The organism is Pedobacter sp. TM02 (assembly GCF_059705275.1).
This window is the reverse complement of sequence record NZ_AP046530.1, coordinates 3,714,224-3,737,734: the sequence shown is the minus strand read 5'-3', so window position 1 is coordinate 3,737,734 and position 23,511 is coordinate 3,714,224. Positions and strand designations below refer to the sequence as shown.

The following is a 23,511-nucleotide window of genomic DNA, read 5'->3' as shown; positions in this document are numbered from 1 at the left end:
CCCATGAAAACAAGAAATATCCTCTTCCTTATATTGGCACTGGCCTCGCTTGAAGGTTTTGCCCAGAGCCCGAGCGGCGACAGGAACTATACGATGGAAACCATCGTGAAGGTGGCCGGCAAGACCGACGCCTCCATGCTCATAGGCCTGCCCGTGGGGCAGGCGAACCGCACCGTGCAGTACCTCGACGGGCTGGGAAGGCCCATCCAGACGGTGCAGTGGAAGGCCAGCTCCCTGCAGCGGGACGTGGTGCAGGTGACCGAGTACGACGCCTTTGGGCGCGAGACCAAAAAATACCTGCCCTATGCAGAGCAGACGGCAAGCGATGGAGCCTATAAAACGGGCGCCGCAACCAACCAGGCGAGCTTCTACGGTGTTTCGACGGGATGGGACGCCAATGTGGCCAAGACGCCCTATCCGTACGGCATTTCGGTGATGGAGCCCTCGCCTTTGGGCAGAGTGCTGGAGCAGGGCGCACCGGGCGCGGCCTGGCAGCCCTACAGCGCCGGCATAGCGGGCTCGGGCCATACCGCAAGGCCCGGCTATGCCATTAATGCGGCGTCCGACGCCGTAAAGCTTTGGCGGACGAACCCTTCCGGGGCTTCCGCCTCGGCTAACTACCCTGCGGGCACGCTGTACAAGAGCATCTCCAGGGACGAGAACTGGAGCAACGGGAAGGCCGGTACCAGCGAAGAGTACAAGGATACCGAAGGCCGGGTGGTGCTGAAGCGCATCTGGGAAACCGAAGGCACGGCGCTGGACACCTACTACGTCTACGACGCCTACGGCAGCTTGGCCTACGTGGTGCCTCCGGCTGTAGCGGCCGCCAGCTTTACCGAGGCCGATGCAACGTTCAAAAACTACGCCTACGGCTACCATTACGACGGCCGGAAGAGGCTGGTCGAGAAGAAGATTCCGGGCAGGGGCTGGGAGCACATCGTGTACAACAGACTAGACCAGGTGGTGCTCACGCAGGACAGCGTGCAAAGGAACAGTGGCCAGTGGTCGTTTACCAAGTACGATGCGCTGGGCAGGACGATCGCCACGGGACTTTATGTCAATGCGGACGGAAGGGCTTCCTTACAATCCCTGGCCGACGGGCAGACCTATCTTTGGGAAACAAGGGACCCTTCTGGCGCCAATGGCACTGGCTATACCTATGTGGCCCTTCCCCAGAGCGTGCACTACTACCACAGCCTCAGCTACTACGACGACTATGATTTCTACGGCAACTCCTTCGGGGGCGCAACGGGGGTACAGGCCCCTGGCGGACGCACTAGGGGACTGGCAACGGGCGGAAGGGTGACCATGTTGGGCACCGGAACGATGCTTTTGACCACAAGCTACTATGACCTCGAGGGCCGTATGGTGCAGTCAAAAAGCCAAAATCATTTGAGCGGAACAGACGTAACGGACAACACCTACAACTTTGCCGGCGAACTGACCGCCAGCACCCGCACCAATACAGCCAACGGCGTGTCGACCATCATCGCCAACAGCTACGAATACGACCATATGGGCAGGAAGACCAAGGCCTGGCAGAACACCAATACCCAGGGCCTGCCCGCGGTTGCGAATACGCTGCTCAGCGAGATGCTGTACAACGAGATCGGCCAATTGAAGGAGAAAAAACTGGCTAACGGCCTGCAGACCACCACCTATGCCTACAACGAGCGCGGCTGGCTGAAGAATAGTACCTCGCCCCAGTTCGGCATGCAGCTGAAATACGAGGACGGCACTACGCCGCAGTACAACGGCAACATCTCGAACCAGCTTTGGGGCTCTTCAGGCTCTTTTCCCAATACTTTTACTTATGGCTACGACAAACTGAACAGGCTGACAAGCGGGAGCAACTCGAGCATCGGCATGAGCGAAAGCCTCACGTACGACGCGATGGGCAACATCATGACGCTGACCCGCGACGGCAGCACGGGCACCTACAGCTATACGGGCAACCAACTGGCCCAGGTATCTGGCGGGACGATGGCCACGGGCACCTATGCCTACGACGGCAACGGCAACGCCTCCACGGCCACGGTGGGGCTTTCGAGGACAAGCGTAAGTCTTTCGTACAACCAGCTGAACCTGCCGTCAACGGTATCGGGCGGGGGCATCGGCCTGGCCTACCTGTACGACGCCACGGGGGCCAAGCTGAGGAAGGTCAACAGCGGCACGGGCACCACGACGGACTATATAGACGGCATCCAGTACCTGAACGGCACGATCGACTTCATCCAGACCGAGGTGGGCAAGGCCCAGAACAACGGGGGCACCTATACCTACCATTACAACCTGACCGACCACCTTGGAAATGTGCGCTACACCTTCGACATCTACGGCGGTGCAGTTCGCAAATTGCAGGAGGACAACTACTATCCGTTCGGCCTGCGCAGGGTTGCGAGTGCAGGAAATAATAAATACCTTTATAACAGCAAGGAATTGCAGGAAGAGCTGGAGGCTTACGACTACGGGGCCAGGTTCTATGACCCGGTGATTGGCAGGTGGAATTCTGTGGATCCGCTAGCTGAGAAGATGAGGAGGTTTAGCCCGTATAATTACGTATTCAACAATCCGATCAGGTTAATCGATCCTGATGGGATGGAAGGTGTTGATCCAGGGTTGTGGGAAATGTTAAAGCAATTATTTGGAATCGGAAAAGGTAGCCAACCAAAAAACCAAGAAGAAGCTTCTCTGCAAGCTGATAATAGAGCCAGTTTGAGTGCATTGAACAAGAAAACCGAGAAGCTCGAGAAAGGATTAAAGAAAGTGCCTGTTTTGAAGTCTGCCATAAAGGTGATGGAAAACAGTAAGCCAGGTCTAGGAAAAGAGGCAAATTTATTTGGTGTTGTGACTGCTGTTGGAGAGGGATTTGCTGATGCAAGTCTTATTGGAGGGGCAGGAAAAAATGCATCTGGACAATTATTGGAAACAATACAAACCTTTAATGGTATAGTACAACTAAGCGATCTTTTAGGCGAAAGAATGAAATTATCATCTTCCGAGCCCGAAGGTAAGGTGAGTAGAGTTTCAGCAGGAGAAATTAAAGAAATGCAATCAAATGGGTTTGACCCTCATGATCATAAGCCAAAACAAGGTAATACAGGAGGGAAAATAGATTTATGGAAGGATTCTAATGGGAACCTCTTTTTTAGAGCAGAAAAAAGTAAAAGCTACGAGCCTCTATACGAAAATATCAAAAACTATATTAATCAACAATAAATATGGCAGACAAGCAAAATGAATTTGGGTGTACTTTGTTTATTGATACACAAGATGAGGTTCCGGAAATAGTAACCGAACTTACAAATATTCAAGGATCAGCATACATGATCAAAGGCCAAAACAAAGTAAAACCTAGTACAAATGAGGTTATTGATGGTCAATTTAACAAGTATAATTTATGGATGCTTAAAATTGAACTTCGCGAGTGGCCAGACGGCTACCTGAATTCTGCAATAGAACTAATGCTAGACCTGTTAGACCGAGAGAAGGATAAAGTTTTAAGCGTATTAAAAAGATTTCCAAAGAACCATTTATTGTGCTTCGGTTACTTTTATGAAGTAAATCCTTATTTCGTATTCAACAAAGAACTCGTTAAGAGACTAAACGAATACAATATTGATATAGAATTTGATCTGTATTGCTTAAACGAATAAATATTCGGATGATTGCTTTATTGAGAGTAGTTATTAATACGGGCATCGTATTGGACTACGCTATACCTTCGACATCTATGGTGGTGCGGTGCGCAAGCTGCAGGAGGACAACTATTATCCTTTTGGCTTGCGTAAGCCTGCGGGAAGTCCGGTATCGTTGGACAACAAATATCTGTACAACGGCAAGGAGCTGCAGGAGGAATTGGAGCAATACGACTATGGAGCCAGATTTTACGATCCACTGATTGCGAGGTGGAATGGGGTGGATCCATTGGCAGAGCTTGATAGGAGATTATCTCCATATAACTATGGTTCTAATAATCCAATAAGGTTTGTTGATCCGGATGGGATGAAGCCAGATGATGGCTTTTGGAAATCAATGCGTTCAGCAATAATAAAAACAAAAACTGATTTAGCCACACAAATAGCTAGTGTGTATCTCTCTAATGCGGAGGCTCAATTTGTAGGGAGGCATGTTTATAAATCTTTTGGTGTTGCTCTTCTTGCAAAATCTGCTCAAAATACCTCTAAAGATGCTAAATTAGGAGATAACAGGCCTGGAGGTAATCAAAATGCTTTTAGGCATGTACTTGGTCAAGCTTTAGTAACTTCTGTTTTTGGATCTGATATCGCAAAAGAAGCAGGAGATGCACATGAAGGCAGGTATGGATTGCAAAATGTTTTAGAAAATAATAAAGAGCTGGTAAAAGATCTCAAAGGAAAAGGTTCCATTGAAATTGATGAGAAAATAGCGGACTCCTTTGTAGATCAATTAAATAATAAAGTAGGTAGGGACATTGGAATTGCAAACCCAGATTTATCAAATGATGAATTAGCCATAAAATCTCTTGAAGCGGTTAGAGATGGAAAAACTTATATATTTGAAAAAGGTAAAGATGGGAAAGCTATAGTCAAGTCTTCTCATATGTCAAAGGATCAATTCAAAAAAGCACTAGAGTCGTTAGAATAATGGATACATTTCAAAAATATTTTTTAGTAATAATATTATTTTCTTTGTCTTGCTCTAGTCAAAATGATGAGTTTTTGTATAAACTGCAAGACAAGGTCAAAAGAAGTATTGAAATAGCAAAAAAGAATAAACAAAAATATTCAACATTCAAATTAAGCTCTATTACAAGCTTTAAATGGGATAAATTCTATATTTTTGATGAGTTTACAACAGAAGAAAATATAAATGAGATTACCGGATTAAAGTGGGCAGGACCTGATGTCCCTTCAGGATGTAAAAGAATATTGTTTATTTCTAATAATGAAGTCGTAAGCTATTCCGACTTTGATCCCAGTGTTTTTCCAGTATTCTTTTATACTTGTGAAGCAACAGAGCAATATGTTTTTGATAAAAAGGATGACAGAATCGCAACCTTTGAAGCTTGTGATAAAAACGGTTGTGTACTAGCAATTATACCAGAAAGGTGCATTGATAATTTTAAGAGATTGTATCAATAATTTGGAAGTCGTGTAATTTGGTGTAAGTCTTTATCCCGTTTACAAGCTAACGGCGTATTAATCGAGATTTATAATCTTAATCCTTAAATATATACTGTACAGCATAAGATTTCAAAATACCACCGCTCTGGCCCGAGGAAATCAGCGGGGAGCCCCGTATCGCTGGACAACAAATATCTGTACAACGGCAAGGAGCTGCAGTACGAGCTGGAACAGTACGACTATGGGGCAAGGTTCTACGATCCGGTGATTGGCAGGTGGAACGTGGTGGATCCTTTGGCAGAGCAGATGAGGAGGTTTAGTCCATATAGCTATGCATTGAACAATCCAATAATATTTGTTGATGTTGATGGAATGTATGCCGATTATTATGATACAGATGGCAAACATCTTGGAAATAATGGGGTCGATGATAATAAAGCTTATGTTGTTAATAAGGGAGATTATAAAACACTAAAAAACGGGGATAATGTAATATATAAGAGAACGGAATTAAGTGTGAGCAATAGCGACCTATTATTGTTAGCATCAACTTCATATGGGGAATCTAGTACATCAAATGTTAAAAAAGAGGTGTTTGGTATTGCTAGTGCCATAATTAATAATAAAGAAACCAGAAGAGGTAATGCTACTATCTCTTCAACAATTGATGGGTTTGCGTTTGCCGCAACGGATGGCAATTCAAGAACCGGCCAATTCAATAGTGCAACTGAAGGAGAAAGAAATGGAACATTTATGCAAACGGCCATAGCTGGAGCAATAAATGCTGTAAATGGAGGGGTTGATTATTCAAATGGAGCTACGCATTGGGCAGGATCGGATATAGGTTCTAACGCGGAAAAGAGAGCCACAGGAGGGCTGATATTTACCGAGCCAAGTCATGATATGCAATCCTTAGGGAATAAAATGGTAAAAGGGGCACCGGTTATAACATACTATTACAATAAAAGTGGCAAAGCCACAGGTGTTAGAGGGAATTACTCCTATACTTGGGAAACCACAGCGGCCCAAGGAGGGACAACATTTATGAAAAAGACACAGGCATTTATCAAAGCTACTGGGGCACCGAAATATTAAAACTGATTATGAAAAAGATGATTATATGCAAAATGTTTATTCTCTTTTTTATTCTTTCTTCTTGTGTTAGAAAGCTGGAGCAAAAGGAAAGTAAAGAAAGCATTATTATAAAAGGGCAACAAACAAAAAGTATTGATGAGATTTATAGTGCTTTTGCTAGTCCTAGCTTGAACCATAGGAAAGTACAAGGAGATTTTGCTTACATAGAGCAGGATGAAGTAACAGGAAAATACTTAGCCAAGTTTATTACTAAAGAAGCATTGCTTTCAATTGAATATACAAGTTATGGGGATAGCAAGAAAGACGTTGTAACCTTAGGTAAACAGACGTTCATCCTACAAAACAAAATAGATCCTTATTCAATAGCTGTATACTGGGTATATAATTATGGTAAGAAGTATCTATGCTTTATAGGAAAAAGTCAGTCAGCATCGGGTTCGGGAGTGCAGGTGTCTTATTTTATGCTGTTTGAGCTAGAAAATTCTGGAAAAATCAGTTATTTCAAAGAAGTTACAAGTAGATTCGGCAATATCAACAGTCTTATTAGCAACAATGAAAATAAGGATATAGGTTATCTTCGGATTGTTAATGGAAAGGAGGAAAGCCAATATATTTTGACCGTAAACGACATCAAAACCAACCAAAAATTAAATAAGAGGTTAATTTTGCTTAAATATTGCCTTAATGATAAATTTATTATACTTCAGGATACGTCAAACTGAAATACACCTCTCATTGGTATGGATTTATAACCCCGACTTCTAAGTTAGACAATCCAATTTGATTGACCCTTTCCGGCCAATTTCGGGAGGTCACAGAATAGCTTGGTTGCCACCTGACTAGCTGTTGGAACATTTTTGGTGAAGAGGGGTCAACAGCTTGTAGTTTTTCCATCTATGGCAAGATTTGAATTTTACATCAGCGACGAGGAAAGAGCAACTGTGATTAATCATATCCTTTCAAAAGGAACAAAGATAATCCCAGACCTTTTGTATGAAACAGAAGAATACGAGGTATTAAGAGATACAATAGGATTCTTCAAATATTTGAAAGATAAAAATATAGGTTTTTTTTTAATAGATGACAGCTTTATAATGGAGCCTTTGGTCGTATCGAAAAACAGGTTCTTTGAAGAACCCAAATATTCTGTATACCAAAGGAAAGGAGGGCCTTATATCGATGCCTCGTTCTATTTGGGTTATGCGGAAGATGCTACAATACCCTACAAAGTTAGCATAATCGACTATTATGAAAAATTCATACATTATGATAGCTATGAAGAGTTTAAAGCTCCAAATGAACTTAAGGACTATTACGGTGAGCTTGTCCGGTTTATAAAGAAAATGTGCCAAAAGGTAGAAGTTGGTAAAAGGAAATTCTGGGTTAGCAAAGAAGTACTAAAGACCATTGAACTATAAATTATGACATGAGGTTTTGCTATTAATGTACAGCAATGCAAAAGACCAAAATGGAGTGCCAAGAAGTCAACACCCGAGAAAATATTAAAGTTCAACAAAAAGGCGCTAATAAGTCATTAAAGGTATTTCAATATACCAATAGTAAGGGCAAAAAAGTCCAAATCAGAAAAGATAATGCTAGATTATATAAAGATGGTGGAAGCCAAGGAGAACATTTTAATGCAGGTGAAGCGGGAAAGAAACTAGACCAACATCATAATGTTATAAAAAATTAGAAATTTTTAAAATGACTATAAACGTTAAAATAAAAAAATACTCAAATATTTTAAATCATGCTAGAGAAATCAATGCTTGGAATATAGTTGATTGCTATGATCCAAGTAGAATCAAAGAACAGACAAAATTTGAATCGATAGAGGTAGCAGAGTTCATATTTCCTGGATCTCAGGGAAGTTTGGAAAAAAGAGAGGCTATTGGAAAGGGTTTTGAACGCTTTGTTCTAAATTATTTAGAAGAGATGGGTTTGGCCTCCTATATTTTGGTTATTGAACAAGGGCCTTCTCCTAAAAGTAAGCTGAAAAGCTACAAAGGAATTTTTTCAAAACAAGCTTTTGGTGGAGAGTATATTTCATTTGAAAGAGACATTAGTCAAACGGAATCATTAATTATAGCAATAGCCAAAGTAAAGCCACCGTATGCAAAAGAAATTTTTGAGACTCTTTATAATAGCGCAAATAGTATTATGATATTGAGCAATAAAGATTTACTAGAAAATCAGGTTCAAGCCCAAGTATATGATAGATATCTTACCGGTAGATTAGATTGTTTGGATCACTTAGCTATAATTAGAGACTATGCAATTGATGGAATATTCTTAAAAATCGGAGGAGATGGAGGAGATGTGGAAACAAGCTTACAGCTTTTTGCAAATAAACTAGCTATAAATGATATTATTGAAAAAGCAAAGAAAGTACTAAACAGAGAAAAAATAGACTACTCTTTTGATGATTAAATATTCTATCTAAGTAATAGATGTTAAAGTATTTAATCCGATCTCGCAAAAGAGATTAATCTTGTTATTATTAAATAAAAATCATATGCATTACAGAAGATTGACCCATGGCAAGATTTGAATTTTACATCAGCGACGAGGAAAGAGCAACCGTGATTAATCATATCCTTTCAAAAGGAACAAAGATAATCCCAGACCTTTTGTATGAAACAGAAGAATACGAGGTATTAAGTGGGGGTTATTCCAAAAGTGGCCGCATATTTTTTTACAAGGTGGCCACATCTTTCGCTCCAAAGTGTTCACTCCATTTCGCTTAAAAGTGTGCAGTCGGCTGATTTTAAGGCGTTTTAAGACTCTGATGAGGTCTTCTGAACCCATCATCATTCTGCATACTGAAGATAAATCCTAGTCTTTCTAAGCGCCAAAAACGACAGGTCTTTTCTACTGTCAGCTTACCATTGATGTGTTCCTGGCCTTTTGCGGAGCAAAAGGGGCATGATGGGAACTGTCCGATTTGGACCTAGGCAGCAAGATCCTGTTTCAGATGGAAAGGTGCTAAAAAGAAAAAGCCCTGATTGGGCTGGACAGTTTGGAACGAAACAGGGTGGATACTTTCACTGAAATACACACCAATGGGCGAATAATTGAAGTTATGACAGCTTGGATTAAAAACAATGATAATGTTGTTAGATTAATCACTGCATTTCCAATTAAATAGATAAACCCACATTAAAATACCATGATAAAAAAATATGATATAGTGAAGGCCATAAAAACTTTAAATGATAAAGTTTTTGAAGGATGTAAAGGAACCGTCCTAATAATTTATCCAGACTTTCCGTTGGCTTTTGAAGTAGAGTTTGTTGATGAAATGAATGAAACCTTAGACGTCTTAACAGTAAAAGCAGATGACATTGTAAAAATGGAGTGACCTCAAAGGTGTACGAATAGAATTGGTTGACCAAAGCCTTTCCTATAACCAACCGAACCTGCCGGCAAGGGTATCGGGCGGGGGAATCGGCCTGGCCTACCTGTACGACGCCACGGGGGCCAAGCTGAGGAAGGCGAACACGGTGAGCGGGACCATTGTCGACTACGTGGACGGCATCCAGTACACGAACAGCACGATCGACTTCATCCAGACCGAGGTGGGCAAGGCACAGAACAACGGGGGCACCTACACCTATATCTACAACCTGACCGACCACCTTAGAAATGTGCGCTACGTTTTCGATATTTAAGGAGGCGTTGTACGCCGATTGCAGGAGGACAACTACTATCCGTTCGGCCTGCGCAGGGTTGCAAGTGCCGGCAATAATAAATACCTTTATAACGGCAAGGAGCTGCAGTACGAGCTGGAACAGTACGACTACGGGGCCAGGTTCTATGACCCGGTGGTTGGACGTTTTATCGTTATTGACCCAGTTGCTGAGCATTTTCCATGGATGACTAGCTATCAATATGCATCTAATGATCCTGTTAGAAATATTGATCTCGATGGTTTAGAAGGTATTCCCTTTACTACCTTTTTTGGGAATAATTCAGTTGTTCCTAGATTGGCGCCTTTGGCAGAAACAAGTAAATATACAGTAGAAAATGTTGCAAAAGCCGGAGAGGAATTCGCTGGGAAAAGCATGGAAGCATTCAAAAGAGGAAATGCGGCAGAGGCTGAGCAGTTGATGAAGAATGGTCTTGAAAAGAATACTAAACCATTTAAAGGCACTGATCCAAAAACTGGTGAAGAAGTGACAACTATTCCCGATGCTCTCAAAAATGATGGATTATCAACTTCTGAAGTAAAGAATGTTATAAGACAATCATATACTAAACAGCTTAAGGTTCAGGAAAAGATATCAAATGACAATGGATTTTCACCTGAATTGTTAATCAACAAGGGTGCTAAAATATCCAAGCCACTTAAAAATTCGTCATTTGAGATTAAAACCTATCAAGAAATTATCACTGTCAAAAGCGACAACACCAGGGTCAAATCACCATCATTAGTTCCCATTGGCAAGCCGTCTCCTAGCCCATCTAAAACAATTTGGAATGCTATATCGAGAGAAATAGACCTGCTATAGACCAGCATATAAAATTTTAATAGTTCAACTAATAAAGAGACAACATGAAAGACACTTTTGAAGAAATGATGGTAAACAATATATTGTATCAAGCAGAGCAATATTTAAAAGAATTAGGGGCATTCTATCCTTTTGGTTGTGCTATTGACAAAAACAATAGAATTGTACCCTTAAGTGCATATTCAGAAAATGATAATCCTCCCGCCCAAGAACTGATCGAAGTGTTAGAAGCAGGTATTATTAAGAACTTTAAGGAAGGAAACTATTTCATTGCCGGTATCGCTGTTGATGTTTTGCTCAAAGAAGCTGATAGGAGCTATGACGCCATTGAGATAAGAATTGTTGAAAAAGGCAACGAGCAATATAAAAAGCAAATCAAGTACACCTTAAAAGACGGCAAGGTCGAGTTTGGCAACATACAATCCTGATTTTGTTTCCTGGACTATGATTTTGTTTTTTGCCGATCTTTACAAGAAATAGTATGCCTGACTGGAAAACCAATTTGATTGACCGCTTCCGGCCAATTTCAGGCGGCGCAGAGTAATTTGGTTGTAACCAAGTTAGTTATTAGATTATTTTTGGCGAAGAGGGGGTCAATAGCTTGTAGTTTTTCCAGCCAGACACTGTATACCTTAAAATTCCCTAAGCTAAAGATTCCGCCATGAGGAGAATTATGCTTATGAACGCAACAGCAATGCCACCACTGCACAAACCAATGTAGTTGACTCCAAGTCGCTAATTTGAAATATGCTATTAGTTTTCTCATAAACAGGTATTATAAATGATGCTGCCTTGGTCGGCCAGAATCGATCAGTTGTGATTTTTCCAAAAGGGGAAAACAGGCCAGCTAAACCTTGGTGGAAAATTTGGCAGGTATGGCAGCTGTGCAACAACATTGGTGATCTTTTTTTAGCTTTGTTCTATTATGGCCCTCATCAATCCCACAATCGATTCGTTTTACAACCAAAGTTCGGAAGAGACCCGTTTACAGCTCGGCCTTGGTCCGCTGGAATTTGCGCGCAACAAAGAACTGATCTCGCGCTACCTTCAAAAAGACAAGCTGGCCATTGCCGATGTAGGTGGCGGTCCGGGTCATTATGCCGCGTGGCTAAGTAGCTTAGGGCATGAAGTAACGCTGATCGATCCGGTACAAAAGCACATCCAACAGGCGGAAAAAAGAGCCAAAAAAACCAAAAACCCATTTAAGTCGTTGCTTGGTGAAGCCAAAAAGCTGCCCTTTGCCGATCATAGCATCGATGTGGTTATTTTGCACGGGCCATTGTACCATATCCAAGACCGGCAGGAACGCCTGATGGCTATTACCGAAGCCAAAAGGGTACTGAAAAACGGAGGCGTAGTGCTGGGCTTTGCCATTACTTTTGCGGCATCAACCCTGGCGGCCTTTCAGAGTGGCATGTTCCATCATCCGGAGGTTTTTAAAATGTGCACAACAGAGTTGTCTACGAGCTTGCATCATCCGCCAAAGGCTTTTCCAGGCATGTTGGCCGAGGCCTATTTTCATCGCCCTTCGGCATTAATCAACGAATTTGAGGCCTGTAATTTGCAAGTGCTTAATTTGGTGGCGGTAGAGGGGGTGATTTGGATGGACAAATCTTTTTTCGAAAGCTGGGCCACCGAAGCAAAGCGAGCAAGATTATTGCAGTTGCTAGCCCAAACCGAAACAGATCAGGAATTGCTTTGCCTGAGTCCGCACATGATGCTGGCGGCTCAAAAAGTCGAAAAAAATGCTTAACTTAAACTCATGGAAAGGCCCAGACTACAGCTCGCATTATCGCCTTTAGATAAGGTGGTAGTTGTACTGGGCTGCATTGCACTTATGATTTTATGGTGGTTTACCATAAGCCATTACCAGGGTTTGCCCGATATCATTCCTACCCATTACAATGCCATGGGCAAAGTAGATGCTTATGGTAGCAAACGTACTGTTTTTATCTTGCCGGCCATCGGAACGGTTCTTTTTATGGCTATTGCCATTTTAAATCGTTTTCCACAAGTGTTTAATTATCCGACCGAAATTACGGCCGAAAATGCCCTAAGGCAGTATACCAATGCCACGCGTTTGCTCAGGCTACTCCAGTTGATGTTGATGCTGGTTTTTCTGTTTATCCAGTTTAAAACCATGAAAGCAACTGCCGGTGGAACGTTGGGTTTGGGCGTTTGGTTTTTGCCAACGGTACTGGTCTTTGTTTTTGTTCCCGTAGCCTATTTTGTGGTCAGGTCTTTCAAAATCAAATAAGGTTTGTTGGCTATTGTTTTGGCCTGGGTGAAAGAAAATTGCCCGTAAATAGGCCTTCTTTTCCTAAAAGTTAAAATTTCTTTCTATTTTTAGTCTCATGAAAAACAGACTATTAACCCTGCTTTGCCTTACATCTATGGGCATGCAGGCGCTGGCACAAGAGCCTCATGCGGCTTATCGACAGCAAATTGATGGCACCAGGCTTTCTTTTGAAATGCAGGCCATCCCGGGGGGGAGTTTTGCCATGGGCAGCAAAAATGGCAATAAAGACGAAGCCCCAATTCATCAGGTAAAAATAGACCCGTTTTGGATGAGCAAGTTCGAAGTGATTTGGGATATTTACGAGCCGTTTCTCTATAAAGATTACGAAACCAACAATAGCGTGGGTGCTATTCCGCCACAAGTTGATGCGGTAACCAGGCCCACTAAGCCTTACCTCGATATGACTTTTGGCATGGGCAAGGCTGGAAAACCGGCTTTGGCCATGACCCAATACAATGCCATCCAGTTTTGTAAATGGCTATATGCACGAACCGGCGTGTTTTATCGGCTGCCTACCGAAGCCGAGTGGGAATATGCCTGCAGGGCTGGCAGCGCAACCGATTATGCGTTTGGCAACGACCCGAAAAAACTAGGCGAATATGCTTGGTTTAAAGGCAACAGTGATAAAAAAACACATGAGGTAGGCCAGAAAAAACCTAATGCTTGGGGGCTGTATGACATGCATGGCAACGTAGCCGAGTGGACCTACGACCAATACGAGCCTGATTTTTATGCCAGCCTGGGCAAGGCCGAAACTAATAATCCAGTGGCTGTTCCTACTAAATTGTATCCTTTGGTAATTAGGGGCGGCTCTTACGATGATGATGCCAAGTCCCTCAGATCGGCGGCCAGAAGTGCATCAGAACCGGCTTGGAAGCAAATCGATCCCCAAATTCCCAAAAGTAACTGGTGGTTTCCGGAAGCGCCTTTTATCGGCATAAGATTGGTGAGGCCGGTAAATCCACCCAGCAAGGCCGACATCGATGCCTATTATAACAAAGCACCTATAAAAGATTATTAACCTTTAACCTTAGTAACCAAATAAAACCTATGACAGATAACAGTAAAACACAAAACGAACGGAGAGAGTTTTTAAAGGCTTCGGCACTGGTGGCGGGCGGCGTGATGCTGAGCGGCTATACCTGGGCGACGCCATCGTCAGTAGACGATACCATTAAAATTGCCCTTATCGGTTGTGGCGACCGTGGCACTGGTGCGGCTTTTCAGGCTTTAAGCACCAAATTCAATCTTAAATTGGTAGCTATGGCCGATGCCTTTCAAGACCGGTTAGACAATAGCTACAAAGTGCTTTCCGAAAAATTCAAAGAAAAGGTGGATGTTCCCAAAGAGCGTCAGTTTGTAGGTTTCGACGCCTATAAAAAAGCCATTGCCTTGGCCGATGTGGTTTTGTTGGTTACCCCGCCGGGATTTAGGCCGATCCACTTTGAAGAAGCCATTAACCAAAACAAACATGTGTTTATGGAAAAACCGGTAGCGGTCGATTCGCCAGGCATCAGAAAAGTATTGGCGGCGGCCGAGTTGGCCAAAAAGAAAAAGCTGAACGTAGTGGTAGGTTTACAGCGCAGGTACCAGGCGAATTACCGCGAAACCTTAAAAAGAATCCAAGACGGCGCCATCGGCGATATCGTTTCGGGACAAGTATATTGGAACAGCGGCGGCGTGTGGGTAAAGCAGCGCCAGCCCAACCAAACCGAAATGGAGTACCAAATGCGCAACTGGTATTACTTTAACTGGCTGTGCGGCGATCATATCGTTGAGCAACACGTACACAACATCGACATCGCCAACTGGGTAAAAAATGCCTATCCGGTTTCGGTTCAGGGCACAGGCAGCAGAGCCTGGCGTACGGGCAAAAACTATGGCGAAATTTATGATAACCATGCCGTAGAGTTAACTTATGCCGATGGTTCGGTGATTTACAGCCAATGCCGCCATTTCGAAGGCATCAGTAACCGTGTCGACGAGACTTTCCAAGGCACCAAAGGCCGTGTGTACCTTTCGGCCGGCAACAACGGCATCTTATGGGACCACAAAGGCAAGGAGCTTTTTAGCCATCCCACCAAAGGCAATGCCAACCCTTACCAAACCGAACACGACGAACTGTTTGAAGCCATTGCTAAAAACGAATATAAGTTCTGGGATGCCGAAAGAGCCGCGAAAAGCTGCTTTACCGCCATTATTGGTCGCTATGCCACTTATTCGGGCGAGGTAATCAAATGGGATGATGCCTTAAAGGCCGAAAATAGCTTGTTGCCAAGCCAATTTGCCTGGGATGCACAGCCAAAGGTTCTGCCCGATGCTGATGGGCTTTATCCCGTTGCCCGGCCAGGGAAAACAAAAGTACTGTCTTAATGAAACTATACCTATTGCCCCTAGCTTGTTTAGGGGCATTTTTTCTTTTTTCCTTCCATCGTCCTGCGCTGCACGAATTTAAAATCAACGGAGAGGCACAAGGTACCACTTATGCGTTAAGCTATTATGCGGCCGACAGCATAGTCGGCAAACGGCAGGTAGACAGCATCTTGAACGTAATCGATTTGTCGATGTCCTTGTATCGGCCAAATTCAACCATCAGTCGGTTTAACCAGTCAGGTAAAGGCTTAAAACTGGATGCACATTTTTTAAAAGTGGTAAAGCGCTCATTTGAAATCTATCGCGACACTAAAGGTATATTCGACATCACGGTAGAACCACTGGTTAACTATTGGATCCGCGCCAAACATGATCCCAATAACGTTGATTCGGCAAAAGTTAGACAATTGCTTCCTCTGGTGGGCATGGATAAGCTCCAGCTCAAGGGCAATCATTTGGCCAAGCAAAAACCGGCCATGCATGTCGATGTAAACGGTATTGCACAAGGCTATTCGGTTGATGTTTTGGCCGATTTTCTTGACAAACTCCATGTTGTTGCTTATGTGGTCGAAATAGGTGGCGAAATCAGGCTGAAAGGCCCCAAGCCCGATGGCAAGCCCATCCGTATTGGCATAGAGGGGCCGGATAGCGAAAGAGGGGGCGCGCCAACTATCAAACATGTTTTAGCCACAAACCAGGGCGCCATTACCACATCGGGCAATTACCGTGGCTATTTAGAAACCAAAAGAATGTCGTACCTGATCAATCCCCAAACAGGATTTCCCTTAAACGGCGAAATCATCAGTGCAACGGTATACGCCAAAGATGGCATCACCGCCGATGGCTATGATAATGTGTTGATGGCCATGAAAGTAGGCGAGGCCCTGCAATTTGTCGACCGGCATAAAGATTTAGAAGCCTATTTGATTTATAAACGTGCAGATGGCAAATTAGCCGATACAGCAAGTACGGGCTTCAAAAAAATGTTAGCCAATTAAAATCGCTGCAGGAAAATAAAAAAGCCCGACATTCGCCGGGCCTATTTTATCATTCGTTTTTTTGCTTAAAGTGCTGCGGTTTGGGCTTTCCAATCGCCAAAGGCTTTGTTGGCCATGGCCTTAGCGGTAGACACATCAATATCGCCGGCAATGGTAATAAAGGTTTGAGCCGGAGCAAAGTGGTTGGCGTAAAAAGCTTTCACATCTGCCAGACTAACATTGGCCAAATCGTCTCTGTCTTTTAATTGGGCTTTAAGATGCTCGAATGCCTGCTCGCTCAAGGTGGTGTTGGTCAAGTGATCAGAAACAAACTGCAAAGCTTGTTGAAAATCGGCTACATTGGTAGCGGTATTGGCTTCGTCAACGCTCAGGCTTACTTTAGGAGCAATGCCTTCGCTGTTGGTGCTGCCTTGAAAAGCATTGGCTCTTTTGTTCAAAAAGCTTTCGAAAACCTGAGCCACATTTTTTTGCTCGGTGGCGTTTTGGTTTTCGATGGTTAAACGAGAATAAATTTTTCCCATTCCTGCATTTTGGGCCACAATTACAGTTACGCCATTCTTGAGTTTGAAAGAAACAGGCGCTTTTGGGTTTTGTGCAAACGCCGCATTAAAGAAGAAGAGACTTAGGATGATGAAGGTGATTTTAGTGGTGAATTTCATAATTTTAATTAAATACATTTACTTGATCAGATTTTAAAAGCGTTTCTTCATGACAAAGGTATGTCGGTTGGTTAAGTCTCTAAACAGAGGATAGTTAGAAAGGCAGTAAGGTTCGACGAATGGGCCGAATCTGTCTTTTAATTGCGAAGTTGGTTATTGCCAGCGTGCATGAACGATTTCAAACCACAAAAAAAGGCCTGCAGTTTAATGCAGGCCTTTTTTGTAAAACAAAATTAGGTTATAATGTTGTTCCAAACATCATGACTAATTTATTGTTTTGGTAAAGGTTTAAGGTCTGGTCTGCCACATCGTAGGTAAAAGCCTGGTTGCCTATGGCCGTTAGAAACTGATGCTCCAATTTGTTCAGCTCGTCGCTACAAGCCATCATAGTACTGCCCATTTGCTTAAAGCTAAGGCTGTTTCCGTTACGCTCGAAGCCGCCAAAAAAGTTGTTGCAACCCGATTTTCCGGCAATGCGTTTGTTGGTGGCATCAAATGAAAAATAAACCGGCGAGTTGGATTGGGCAACGCCGTTCATTTGGATCAGCTTCCATTTGTGCTTCACCACAAAATCCCAAGGGCTGGTTTGGGTTTGCATTTTTTGCTTTTTCACTACCTTTTTCAAAGTATAAATATAGGCCGAAGCGTCGGCAGGAACGTTTTTTCTTTTGGTGCGGTTAACCAGCAACACGTAGCGATAGCCCGCTTCGTATTTAAAGCCGTTAATCTGGCTATAAAATAGCTCCCAGCTTTTGCTGTTTTTGTATTTTACCTGCATACAGGTCATTGGCGCTACGCCAGTGCAGCTGGCCAGGTCTTCTTTAACGGTAAGCCTAATGACAGTTGCACGGCTAACCATAGATAGGCCTAAAATCAAGGCGAAGGTTAAAAACAGTTTAGGGGCGATTTTTTTGATCAAGTAATTTTTCATTATGTGTTATTTTAATAAAGGATGCCCAAGTTGTGGGCTTTCCATAAGAAATTGTTCAAAGCTGTTAACAAGAATCAGGCCATTGCCCGTAATCGTGGCCAAGGTAAGGGCTAGAATAAGGGGTGTAAATCCGAAAAATCAAGGGTTTATTCCATAAAAAAAAGTCGGAACAAGCCTAAAACCTGCTCCGACTTTCAGTCGGTATTTGCTTTGAGCAATTGCTATTTGGCCAATATGGCTTCTGTTTTCCAGTTGCCAAATGCCCTGTTGGCAATGGTTTTGGCTGTGGCTACATCAATATCGCCGGCAATGGTAATAAAGGCATCGCTTGCTTTAAAATGGTTGGCATAGAAAGACTTTATGTCGGCCAGGCTAACATTTTCCAAATCTGTTTTGTTGCTTTTCGGCTGGCTTCTCATTTCCTCAAAAGCTTGTTGGCTTAACTCCGGATTTACAAAGTTATCGGCTACAAACTGCAGTGCATGTTCGAAGTCGGCAATGCTGGTGGAGGTATTGGCCTCGTCAACCGTTAGGCTTACCTGTGGCGTTATGGTATTGCTTTTGCTTACGTTTTGGTTAAAGGTGTTGGCTTTGCCGTTGAGGTAGCTTTCAAAGACCTGTGCGGCATTTTTTTGTCCTTCGGCACCTTTATTTTCGATGGTTAGGCGCGAATACACTTTGCCCAAACCATCATGCTGTGCTACAATAACGGTAAGGCCGTTTTTAAGCTTGAAACTTACAGGCTCTTTCATGCGTTGTGCTAAGGCTGCATGCGAAGCAAATAAGCTTAGGATGAGGATAGAGATTTTTGTGGTGAATTTCATGATTTATAAATTGTGCTAAGTAATTTTAAATTTTACCGGAGCAAAGGTAGCCGATATCCCTATATCTCTGAACAAAAAGTAGTTAAATGACCAAGAATGTTCGACGAGTAAGGCTAAAATGTCTTTAAACAGCGCCCATTCGCAGTTTTTAAAATGAACAGATTGAACAAAATGAAGTGATTAGGCGTTGAAACATATTAATTATTTTAGTATAGGGCTAAAATATTGATAGATGAACTGCTTAATTATAGACGATAATGAAATTGCCCGCCTTACCCTGCGCCAATTAACCATGCTCGACCCTTCGTTAAACGTAGTAGGCGAATGCAGCGATGCGGCCATAGCCTATGCGGCAATTGTGGCCAGTCAGATCGACCTCTTGTTGCTCGATATTGAAATGCCCGGCATGAGCGGCATAGAACTGGCCAAGAGTTTTGTGCAGCGCCAGCCCATGATCATTTTTACCACCTCCAAAAAAGACTATGCGGTAGAGGCCTTCGAACTGAACGTGGTTGATTTTATCACCAAGCCCATCGCGCCAGCAAGGTTTTTGCAGGCTATAGCAAAAGCCAAGGAAACCCTAAAAAACAAAAATGACAAAAGTTTCGGACCGGCAGACGAGTTTATGTTTATCAGGGATTCGAATGTGGTTAGGCGGCTTAGAATTAACGATATCCTGTACCTTGAGGCCAAGGGCGATTATGTAAGGATTGCCACCAAAGACAATTTGTATACCATTCACTCCTCGCTAAAGGCCATGCAGGATAAGCTGCCGGCCCATATCTTTTTGAAGGTACACCGATCTTATATCATCAATGTAGGCAAAATAGATACCCTTGAGGGCGGTACGTTGGTTATCGGCCAAAACTTGGTACCCGTATCAGATGCCTACAAAAACCTGTTGAACAAAAGAATGCAAATTATATAATGGAATTAGAAGAACAAACCTATCGGCTGTTAGACCTTAGTTATGTGAGGGAAATTGCAAAAGGCGATGTAGCATACGAACGCAATGTAGCCAGGCTTTTTGTAGATATTATTCCCGAAAACCTTGCCAGTTTGGAACGTGATATGGCCATGGGCCATTATGCCAAGGTTAAAACTACCTTGCACCACATGCAGTCGAGCATATCCATTATGGGTTTTTACCCCAAACTCGAAAAATACATGGAGCCAACGGTATACACCGATTTGCCCATCGCCCTGTTTCGCACCCATGTACATATCATCATTGCCATTTGCCGCGAAGCCTTGGTAGAAGCCCAACACTACCTGCACTCGCTCGACTAATCGTTAATAAATGTTATTTTTCTAGGTGTTGATTGTGCAAACAGTTATTTTTATTGAATGTTAATTGCGATAGAAAATGAGCATATCAAAGCCACGTTTGCAACAAAAGGTGCAGAGCTGCAAAGCGTGAGCGGTGTCCACAGTTCGACAGAGTATTTATGGAGTGGCGACCCAAAGTTTTGGGGCAAATTTAGTCCCGTGCTTTTCCCCATCGTGGGCGCTCTCAAAGACAACACCTATTTTTACCAAGGCCAAACTTATACTTTGCCTAGGCACGGCTTTGCCCGCGACATGGAATTCGATTGCCGGCAGGTAGGCGAACACGAAATCCTTTTTACGCTGAGGCATAGCGAAGAGACGCTCAAAATATATCCTTTCGAGTTTCGATTGAACCTGCGCTATAGGATTTTTGGCGCCAGCCTTTGCTGCACCTACGAAGTGCACAATCCGGCCAGCCAAGAGCTGTTGTTTTCGATAGGCGCACATCCGGCTTTTGCCGCGCCTTTAAACCAGCAGGGCAGCTATACAGATTATTCCTTGCAGTTTAACCAAGATCAGGAGCTGGTATACCATCATATCGTAGCCAATCTTATTTCAGACCAAACTTCTGTACTGGCGCTGCCTGATGGCAAACTTGATTTGAAGCACGAGCTGTTTTATGATGATGCCCTGGTACTGAAGCAGCTGCAGAGCAACGAGATTACCCTCATGAATTCCAAGAACTACAATGGGCTTACCTTTAAGTTCGAAGGCTTTCCCTACTTTGGCATTTGGGCAGCCAAAGATGCCGACTTTGTGTGTTTGGAGCCTTGGTGTGGCATAGCCGACGCCACGGATAGCGACCAGCAACTGGCCACCAAGGAAGGTATACAGCAACTAGCCCCACAGGGCAATTGGGAGCGTACCTGGAAAGTTACTTTCTTTTAAAAGATCCTTGTTGTAAAATTAATCTTAATCTTTTCAGATTGAAGTGGGTAGCGCGTACATTTGGCTATCTATTCCTAATTACTTAATCTACTCTATGGATTCAAGAAGAGACTTTATTAAAAAGGCAACGTTGTTGTCTGGGGCCTTGGGCCTTTCCAACGTTGTTCCGATGTCTATCCAAAAGGCCATGGCTATCAATGCCGATCCCGGAACTACTTTTTACGATGCCGAACACATTGTTTTCCTGATGCAGGAAAACCGTTCTTTCGACCACATGTTTGGCAAGATGCGCGGCGTTCGCGGGTTTAACGATCCAAGGGCCAAAACCCTGCCTAACCAAAATAAGGTATGGTTGCAAAACGATGAAAAGGGCAATACCTATGCGCCTTTCCATGTTGATATCAACAAAACCAAGATTACTTGGCAAGGCGGCTTGCCCCACTCGTGGTCTGACCAAGTGGCGGCCCGCAACAAGGGTAAATACGATAAGTGGGTGCCTGTAAAATCGCTCATGGCCCTGGGCTATTACCAAAGGGAAGACATTCCTTTTTACTATGCCATGGCCGATGCCTTTACCGTTTGCGACCATAATTTCTGTTCGTCGCTAACCGGTACTACACCAAATCGCCTGTTCTTCTGGACGGGTACCATTCGGCCCGAACAAAAGGCCGAAGCCGTTCCGGTAGTGAATAACTCGCAGGCCGAATCGCAGAACAATGTGTTTGTAGATTGGGAAACTTTTCCGGAGCTACTGGAAGAGCATAACGTATCCTGGAAAGTTTACCAAAATGAGTTGTGGACGCCTAAGTTGCCAGGTGAAGATATTGACGATTGGTTGGGCAACTATGGCGATAATCCGCTGGAGTACGTAAAGCGCCACCGTGTAAAACTATCGGCCTATTTCCGTAAAAACGGCGACCATACCAGCAAGCCTCCATTGAGCGTGGAACAGGTGCTTGAACAATACAACAAGCTTTCGCCGAAGGAAAAAAACATGATCGACAAGGCCTTTGCCACCAATATTGCCAATCCCGATTACCTCAAGCTCGCCCCCTTAACTTTTACCAACGACCAAGGCCAGCAAGAAACCTTGAATGTGCCCAAGGAAGACATTTTTGAGCAGTTTAGAAAAGATGTGGACAATGGCAAATTGCCAACCGTATCGTGGCTGGTGGCGCCGCAGCGTTTTTCAGACCACACCAGTTCGCCTTTGTATGGCGTATGGTATGTTTCGGAGGCGATCGATATCCTGACCAAAAACCCCGAAGTCTGGAAAAAGACCATCTTTATTTTAACCTACGACGAAAACGATGGTTATTTTGACCATTTGGCGCCTTTTGTAGCCCCTAAACCAAACGACCCTTCAACGGGCAAAGTGAGCGAGGGCATTGATACCTCGGTTGATTATGAGTATAAAAAAGACAGTCCGATTGGCCTGGGCTACCGCGTGCCTATGATCGTGGCCTCGCCATGGAGCAAGGGTGGCTATGTCAATTCGCAGGTGTTTGACCATACCTCGTCGCTGATGTTTTTGGAGAATTTCCTGACCCATAAAACCGGAAAGAAAATCAAAAGCAGCACCATTAGCCCTTGGCGCAGGGCCGTTTGTGGAGATTTGAGCTCTGTTTTTAGACCTTATAATGGAGAAAAGCTGAATGTGCCAAACCGCTTGAAAAAGGAGAAGGTAATTGCCGATATCCAAAATGCCCGCTCAAAGCCGGCACAGGTAACGCCGAATGCGCTTTCTAAAGCCGAAATAGCGCAGATTAATCAGCATTTGCCTTTTGAAAAAGAATCGGCAGCCGCTATGCCCGTACAAGAACAAGGTACGCGTTTGGCCTGTGCCTTGCCTTACCAGCTGTTTGCAGACGGCCAGTTAAATGCCGATAAAAAAGAATTTGTCGTTGATTTGGAGGTTGGCAAAGCACCGGTAGGGGGCCAACTGCAAAACATCGGCGCTCCATTTAACGTGTACGCCAAAAGCACTTATCAAAACGAAGCCGGCAAAACCTGGGCTTATGGCGTAAAAGCCGAAGCCAAATTAAGCGACTCGTGGAAGGTAGAGGATTTTGAAGGAGGGGTTTATAATTTGGCGCTCAATGGCCCGAATGGATTTTACCGCCAGTTTAAAGGCAGTGCACAAGATCCGGCATTGAACCTGGAATGTAAGCATGAACAAAGTGGCCTGCTCAACAAAACAACAGGCAATTTGCAGCTTTGGTTGGAGAATAAAGGCACCGAAGCCTTAGAAATCCGCATTACAGATGACGCCTATAAAGCCAATGCCAAAACACTGACCATAGCGGCCAAGCAACGCAAACAGCTCAGCTTAAACCTGCAAAAAAGCAAGGGTTGGTACGATTTTGTGTTGTTGGTTAAAGGCTCGCCTACTTTTTTAAGGCATTATGCCGGACACGTAGAAACCGGAAAAGAATCAATTAGCGACCCTCTGATGGGTGGCGTACTTTAAGACACCAATTACAAAGGGCCTACAAAAAT

General features: G+C 43.7%; 25 protein-coding genes and 2 pseudogenes. 24 read left to right on the top strand and 3 right to left on the bottom strand.

Features of this window, described 5'->3' with window-relative positions; genetic code table 11:
* Positions 1-3: 3 nt before the first annotated feature.
* From AC6H1S_RS16055 to AC6H1S_RS15960, 20 genes and pseudogenes are all read left to right on the top strand, one after another.
* Positions 4-3,219: a DUF6443 domain-containing protein gene (locus AC6H1S_RS16055; RefSeq protein WP_497564265.1), complete on the top strand. Its 3,216-nt coding sequence runs from the start codon at positions 4-6 to the stop codon at positions 3,217-3,219.
* A 2-nt stretch (positions 3,220-3,221) separates the two neighbouring features.
* Entirely contained in the window at positions 3,222-3,656 is a 435-nt protein-coding gene (locus AC6H1S_RS16050; RefSeq protein WP_497564264.1) for a DUF4279 domain-containing protein, read from the top strand.
* A gap of 82 nt (positions 3,657-3,738) precedes the next feature.
* Positions 3,739-4,020 (top strand): annotated as a pseudogene (locus AC6H1S_RS16045) (RHS repeat-associated core domain-containing protein); the annotation flags it as partial.
* Positions 4,006-4,626 carry a DUF6973 domain-containing protein gene (locus tag AC6H1S_RS16040; RefSeq protein ID WP_497566031.1) on the top strand — a complete coding sequence of 207 codons (621 nt, stop codon included), beginning with the start codon at positions 4,006-4,008 and terminating at the stop codon, positions 4,624-4,626. The pseudogene AC6H1S_RS16045 and the gene AC6H1S_RS16040, both read left to right, overlap by 15 nt.
* Positions 4,626-5,123: a hypothetical protein gene (locus AC6H1S_RS16035; protein ID WP_199141902.1), complete on the top strand. Its 498-nt coding sequence runs from the start codon at positions 4,626-4,628 to the stop codon at positions 5,121-5,123. Before AC6H1S_RS16040 ends, AC6H1S_RS16035 begins: the two co-directional genes overlap by 1 nt.
* 87 nt (positions 5,124-5,210) lie before the next feature.
* Positions 5,211-5,420 (top strand): annotated as a pseudogene (locus AC6H1S_RS16030) (RHS repeat-associated core domain-containing protein); the annotation flags it as partial.
* Positions 5,421-5,441: 21 nt separating this feature from the next.
* The gene (locus AC6H1S_RS16025) at positions 5,442-6,200 is read left to right on the top strand and encodes a hypothetical protein (protein ID WP_497564263.1); all 759 of its coding nucleotides are present in this window, start codon (positions 5,442-5,444) and stop codon (positions 6,198-6,200) included.
* Positions 6,201-6,208: 8 nt separating this feature from the next.
* Complete coding sequence (locus AC6H1S_RS16020; protein WP_497564262.1) at positions 6,209-6,922, top strand: hypothetical protein; 714 nt, start codon at positions 6,209-6,211, stop codon at positions 6,920-6,922.
* Between the two features lie 174 nt (positions 6,923-7,096).
* Positions 7,097-7,618: a hypothetical protein gene (locus tag AC6H1S_RS16015; protein ID WP_497564261.1), complete on the top strand. Its 522-nt coding sequence runs from the start codon at positions 7,097-7,099 to the stop codon at positions 7,616-7,618.
* A 35-nt stretch (positions 7,619-7,653) separates the two neighbouring features.
* Positions 7,654-7,893 carry a hypothetical protein gene (locus AC6H1S_RS16010; protein WP_497564260.1) on the top strand — a complete coding sequence of 80 codons (240 nt, stop codon included), beginning with the start codon at positions 7,654-7,656 and terminating at the stop codon, positions 7,891-7,893.
* 11 nt (positions 7,894-7,904) lie between these two features.
* Complete coding sequence (locus AC6H1S_RS16005) at positions 7,905-8,630, top strand: hypothetical protein (protein WP_199141457.1); 726 nt, start codon at positions 7,905-7,907, stop codon at positions 8,628-8,630.
* 739 nt (positions 8,631-9,369) lie between these two features.
* Complete coding sequence (locus tag AC6H1S_RS16000) at positions 9,370-9,561, top strand: DUF4926 domain-containing protein (protein ID WP_199141896.1); 192 nt, start codon at positions 9,370-9,372, stop codon at positions 9,559-9,561.
* A 22-nt stretch (positions 9,562-9,583) separates the two neighbouring features.
* A complete protein-coding gene (locus AC6H1S_RS15995; protein ID WP_497564259.1) occupies positions 9,584-9,871 on the top strand; it encodes a hypothetical protein in 288 nt (95 codons plus the stop codon).
* Between the two features lie 18 nt (positions 9,872-9,889).
* The gene (locus AC6H1S_RS15990) at positions 9,890-10,711 is read left to right on the top strand and encodes an RHS repeat-associated core domain-containing protein (protein WP_497564258.1); all 822 of its coding nucleotides are present in this window, start codon (positions 9,890-9,892) and stop codon (positions 10,709-10,711) included.
* A gap of 44 nt (positions 10,712-10,755) precedes the next feature.
* The gene (locus AC6H1S_RS15985) at positions 10,756-11,139 is read left to right on the top strand and encodes a hypothetical protein (protein WP_199140408.1); all 384 of its coding nucleotides are present in this window, start codon (positions 10,756-10,758) and stop codon (positions 11,137-11,139) included.
* A 497-nt stretch (positions 11,140-11,636) separates the two neighbouring features.
* Complete coding sequence (locus tag AC6H1S_RS15980) at positions 11,637-12,464, top strand: class I SAM-dependent methyltransferase (protein ID WP_497564257.1); 828 nt, start codon at positions 11,637-11,639, stop codon at positions 12,462-12,464.
* A 9-nt stretch (positions 12,465-12,473) separates the two neighbouring features.
* Positions 12,474-12,968, top strand: coding sequence for a DUF1648 domain-containing protein (locus AC6H1S_RS15975; RefSeq protein WP_497564256.1), 495 nt, complete (start codon positions 12,474-12,476; stop codon positions 12,966-12,968).
* A gap of 97 nt (positions 12,969-13,065) precedes the next feature.
* Positions 13,066-14,031 carry a formylglycine-generating enzyme family protein gene (locus tag AC6H1S_RS15970; protein WP_199140402.1) on the top strand — a complete coding sequence of 322 codons (966 nt, stop codon included), beginning with the start codon at positions 13,066-13,068 and terminating at the stop codon, positions 14,029-14,031.
* A 29-nt stretch (positions 14,032-14,060) separates the two neighbouring features.
* Positions 14,061-15,383: a Gfo/Idh/MocA family protein gene (locus tag AC6H1S_RS15965; RefSeq protein ID WP_199140394.1), complete on the top strand. Its 1,323-nt coding sequence runs from the start codon at positions 14,061-14,063 to the stop codon at positions 15,381-15,383.
* Positions 15,383-16,381 carry an FAD:protein FMN transferase gene (locus AC6H1S_RS15960; protein ID WP_199140392.1) on the top strand — a complete coding sequence of 333 codons (999 nt, stop codon included), beginning with the start codon at positions 15,383-15,385 and terminating at the stop codon, positions 16,379-16,381. The genes AC6H1S_RS15965 and AC6H1S_RS15960 overlap by 1 nt, the downstream gene beginning before the upstream one ends.
* Before the next feature lie 65 nt (positions 16,382-16,446).
* Here AC6H1S_RS15960 and AC6H1S_RS15955 read toward each other — a convergent pair whose 3' ends face one another.
* The 3 genes from AC6H1S_RS15955 to AC6H1S_RS15945 form a co-directional block, all read right to left on the bottom strand.
* Entirely contained in the window at positions 16,447-17,040 is a 594-nt protein-coding gene (locus tag AC6H1S_RS15955) for an insulinase family protein (RefSeq protein WP_199140390.1), read from the bottom strand.
* 238 nt (positions 17,041-17,278) lie between these two features.
* Positions 17,279-17,971 carry a DUF4377 domain-containing protein gene (locus tag AC6H1S_RS15950; RefSeq protein WP_497564255.1) on the bottom strand — a complete coding sequence of 231 codons (693 nt, stop codon included), beginning with the start codon at positions 17,969-17,971 and terminating at the stop codon, positions 17,279-17,281.
* A 221-nt stretch (positions 17,972-18,192) separates the two neighbouring features.
* Positions 18,193-18,795: an insulinase family protein gene (locus AC6H1S_RS15945; RefSeq protein WP_199140386.1), complete on the bottom strand. Its 603-nt coding sequence runs from the start codon at positions 18,793-18,795 to the stop codon at positions 18,193-18,195.
* Between the two features lie 232 nt (positions 18,796-19,027).
* On the opposite strand from AC6H1S_RS15945, the gene AC6H1S_RS15940 reads away from it, so the two are divergent.
* The 4 genes from AC6H1S_RS15940 (at position 19,028) to AC6H1S_RS15925 (ending at position 23,482) form a co-directional block, all read left to right on the top strand.
* On the top strand, positions 19,028-19,723 hold the full coding sequence (locus AC6H1S_RS15940) for a LytR/AlgR family response regulator transcription factor (RefSeq protein ID WP_199140384.1): 696 nt from the start codon (positions 19,028-19,030) through the stop codon (positions 19,721-19,723).
* Positions 19,723-20,085, top strand: a complete 363-nt coding sequence (locus AC6H1S_RS15935; protein WP_199140381.1) for a hypothetical protein — start codon at positions 19,723-19,725, stop codon at positions 20,083-20,085. Before AC6H1S_RS15940 ends, AC6H1S_RS15935 begins: the two co-directional genes overlap by 1 nt.
* Before the next feature lie 57 nt (positions 20,086-20,142).
* Entirely contained in the window at positions 20,143-21,012 is an 870-nt protein-coding gene (locus AC6H1S_RS15930; protein WP_199140379.1) for an aldose 1-epimerase family protein, read from the top strand.
* Positions 21,013-21,106: 94 nt separating this feature from the next.
* Positions 21,107-23,482 (top strand): phosphocholine-specific phospholipase C, encoded by a 2,376-nt coding sequence (locus AC6H1S_RS15925; RefSeq protein ID WP_199140377.1) that lies wholly within the window; start codon positions 21,107-21,109, stop codon positions 23,480-23,482.
* Positions 23,483-23,511: the final 29 nt, after the last annotated feature.

Excerpts from the sequence above, each read along its gene's own strand:
- AC6H1S_RS16005 (WP_199141457.1), top strand. The coding sequence starts at position 7,905 with ATGACTATAAACGTTAAAATAAAAAAATACTCAAATATTTTAAATCAT.
- AC6H1S_RS16020 (WP_497564262.1), top strand. The coding sequence starts at position 6,209 with ATGAAAAAGATGATTATATGCAAAATGTTTATTCTCTTTTTTATTCTT.
- AC6H1S_RS15950 (WP_497564255.1), bottom strand. The coding sequence starts at position 17,971 with ATGAAAAATTACTTGATCAAAAAAATCGCCCCTAAACTGTTTTTAACC.
- AC6H1S_RS15940 (WP_199140384.1), top strand. The coding sequence starts at position 19,028 with ATGAACTGCTTAATTATAGACGATAATGAAATTGCCCGCCTTACCCTG.
- AC6H1S_RS15945 (WP_199140386.1), bottom strand. The coding sequence starts at position 18,795 with ATGAAATTCACCACAAAAATCTCTATCCTCATCCTAAGCTTATTTGCT.
- AC6H1S_RS15955 (WP_199140390.1), bottom strand. The coding sequence starts at position 17,040 with ATGAAATTCACCACTAAAATCACCTTCATCATCCTAAGTCTCTTCTTC.
- AC6H1S_RS16010 (WP_497564260.1), top strand. The coding sequence starts at position 7,654 with ATGCAAAAGACCAAAATGGAGTGCCAAGAAGTCAACACCCGAGAAAAT.
- AC6H1S_RS16000 (WP_199141896.1), top strand. The coding sequence starts at position 9,370 with ATGATAAAAAAATATGATATAGTGAAGGCCATAAAAACTTTAAATGAT.
- AC6H1S_RS16015 (WP_497564261.1), top strand. The coding sequence starts at position 7,097 with ATGGCAAGATTTGAATTTTACATCAGCGACGAGGAAAGAGCAACTGTG.
- AC6H1S_RS15970 (WP_199140402.1), top strand. The coding sequence starts at position 13,066 with ATGAAAAACAGACTATTAACCCTGCTTTGCCTTACATCTATGGGCATG.
- AC6H1S_RS15935 (WP_199140381.1), top strand. The coding sequence starts at position 19,723 with ATGGAATTAGAAGAACAAACCTATCGGCTGTTAGACCTTAGTTATGTG.
- AC6H1S_RS15975 (WP_497564256.1), top strand. The coding sequence starts at position 12,474 with ATGGAAAGGCCCAGACTACAGCTCGCATTATCGCCTTTAGATAAGGTG.
- AC6H1S_RS15925 (WP_199140377.1), top strand. The coding sequence starts at position 21,107 with ATGGATTCAAGAAGAGACTTTATTAAAAAGGCAACGTTGTTGTCTGGG.
- AC6H1S_RS16050 (WP_497564264.1), top strand. The coding sequence starts at position 3,222 with ATGGCAGACAAGCAAAATGAATTTGGGTGTACTTTGTTTATTGATACA.
- AC6H1S_RS15930 (WP_199140379.1), top strand. The coding sequence starts at position 20,143 with ATGTTAATTGCGATAGAAAATGAGCATATCAAAGCCACGTTTGCAACA.
- AC6H1S_RS16035 (WP_199141902.1), top strand. The coding sequence starts at position 4,626 with ATGGATACATTTCAAAAATATTTTTTAGTAATAATATTATTTTCTTTG.
- AC6H1S_RS16040 (WP_497566031.1), top strand. The coding sequence starts at position 4,006 with ATGAAGCCAGATGATGGCTTTTGGAAATCAATGCGTTCAGCAATAATA.
- AC6H1S_RS15965 (WP_199140394.1), top strand. The coding sequence starts at position 14,061 with ATGACAGATAACAGTAAAACACAAAACGAACGGAGAGAGTTTTTAAAG.
- AC6H1S_RS16055 (WP_497564265.1), top strand. The coding sequence starts at position 4 with ATGAAAACAAGAAATATCCTCTTCCTTATATTGGCACTGGCCTCGCTT.
- AC6H1S_RS15980 (WP_497564257.1), top strand. The coding sequence starts at position 11,637 with ATGGCCCTCATCAATCCCACAATCGATTCGTTTTACAACCAAAGTTCG.
- AC6H1S_RS15960 (WP_199140392.1), top strand. The coding sequence starts at position 15,383 with ATGAAACTATACCTATTGCCCCTAGCTTGTTTAGGGGCATTTTTTCTT.
- AC6H1S_RS15985 (WP_199140408.1), top strand. The coding sequence starts at position 10,756 with ATGAAAGACACTTTTGAAGAAATGATGGTAAACAATATATTGTATCAA.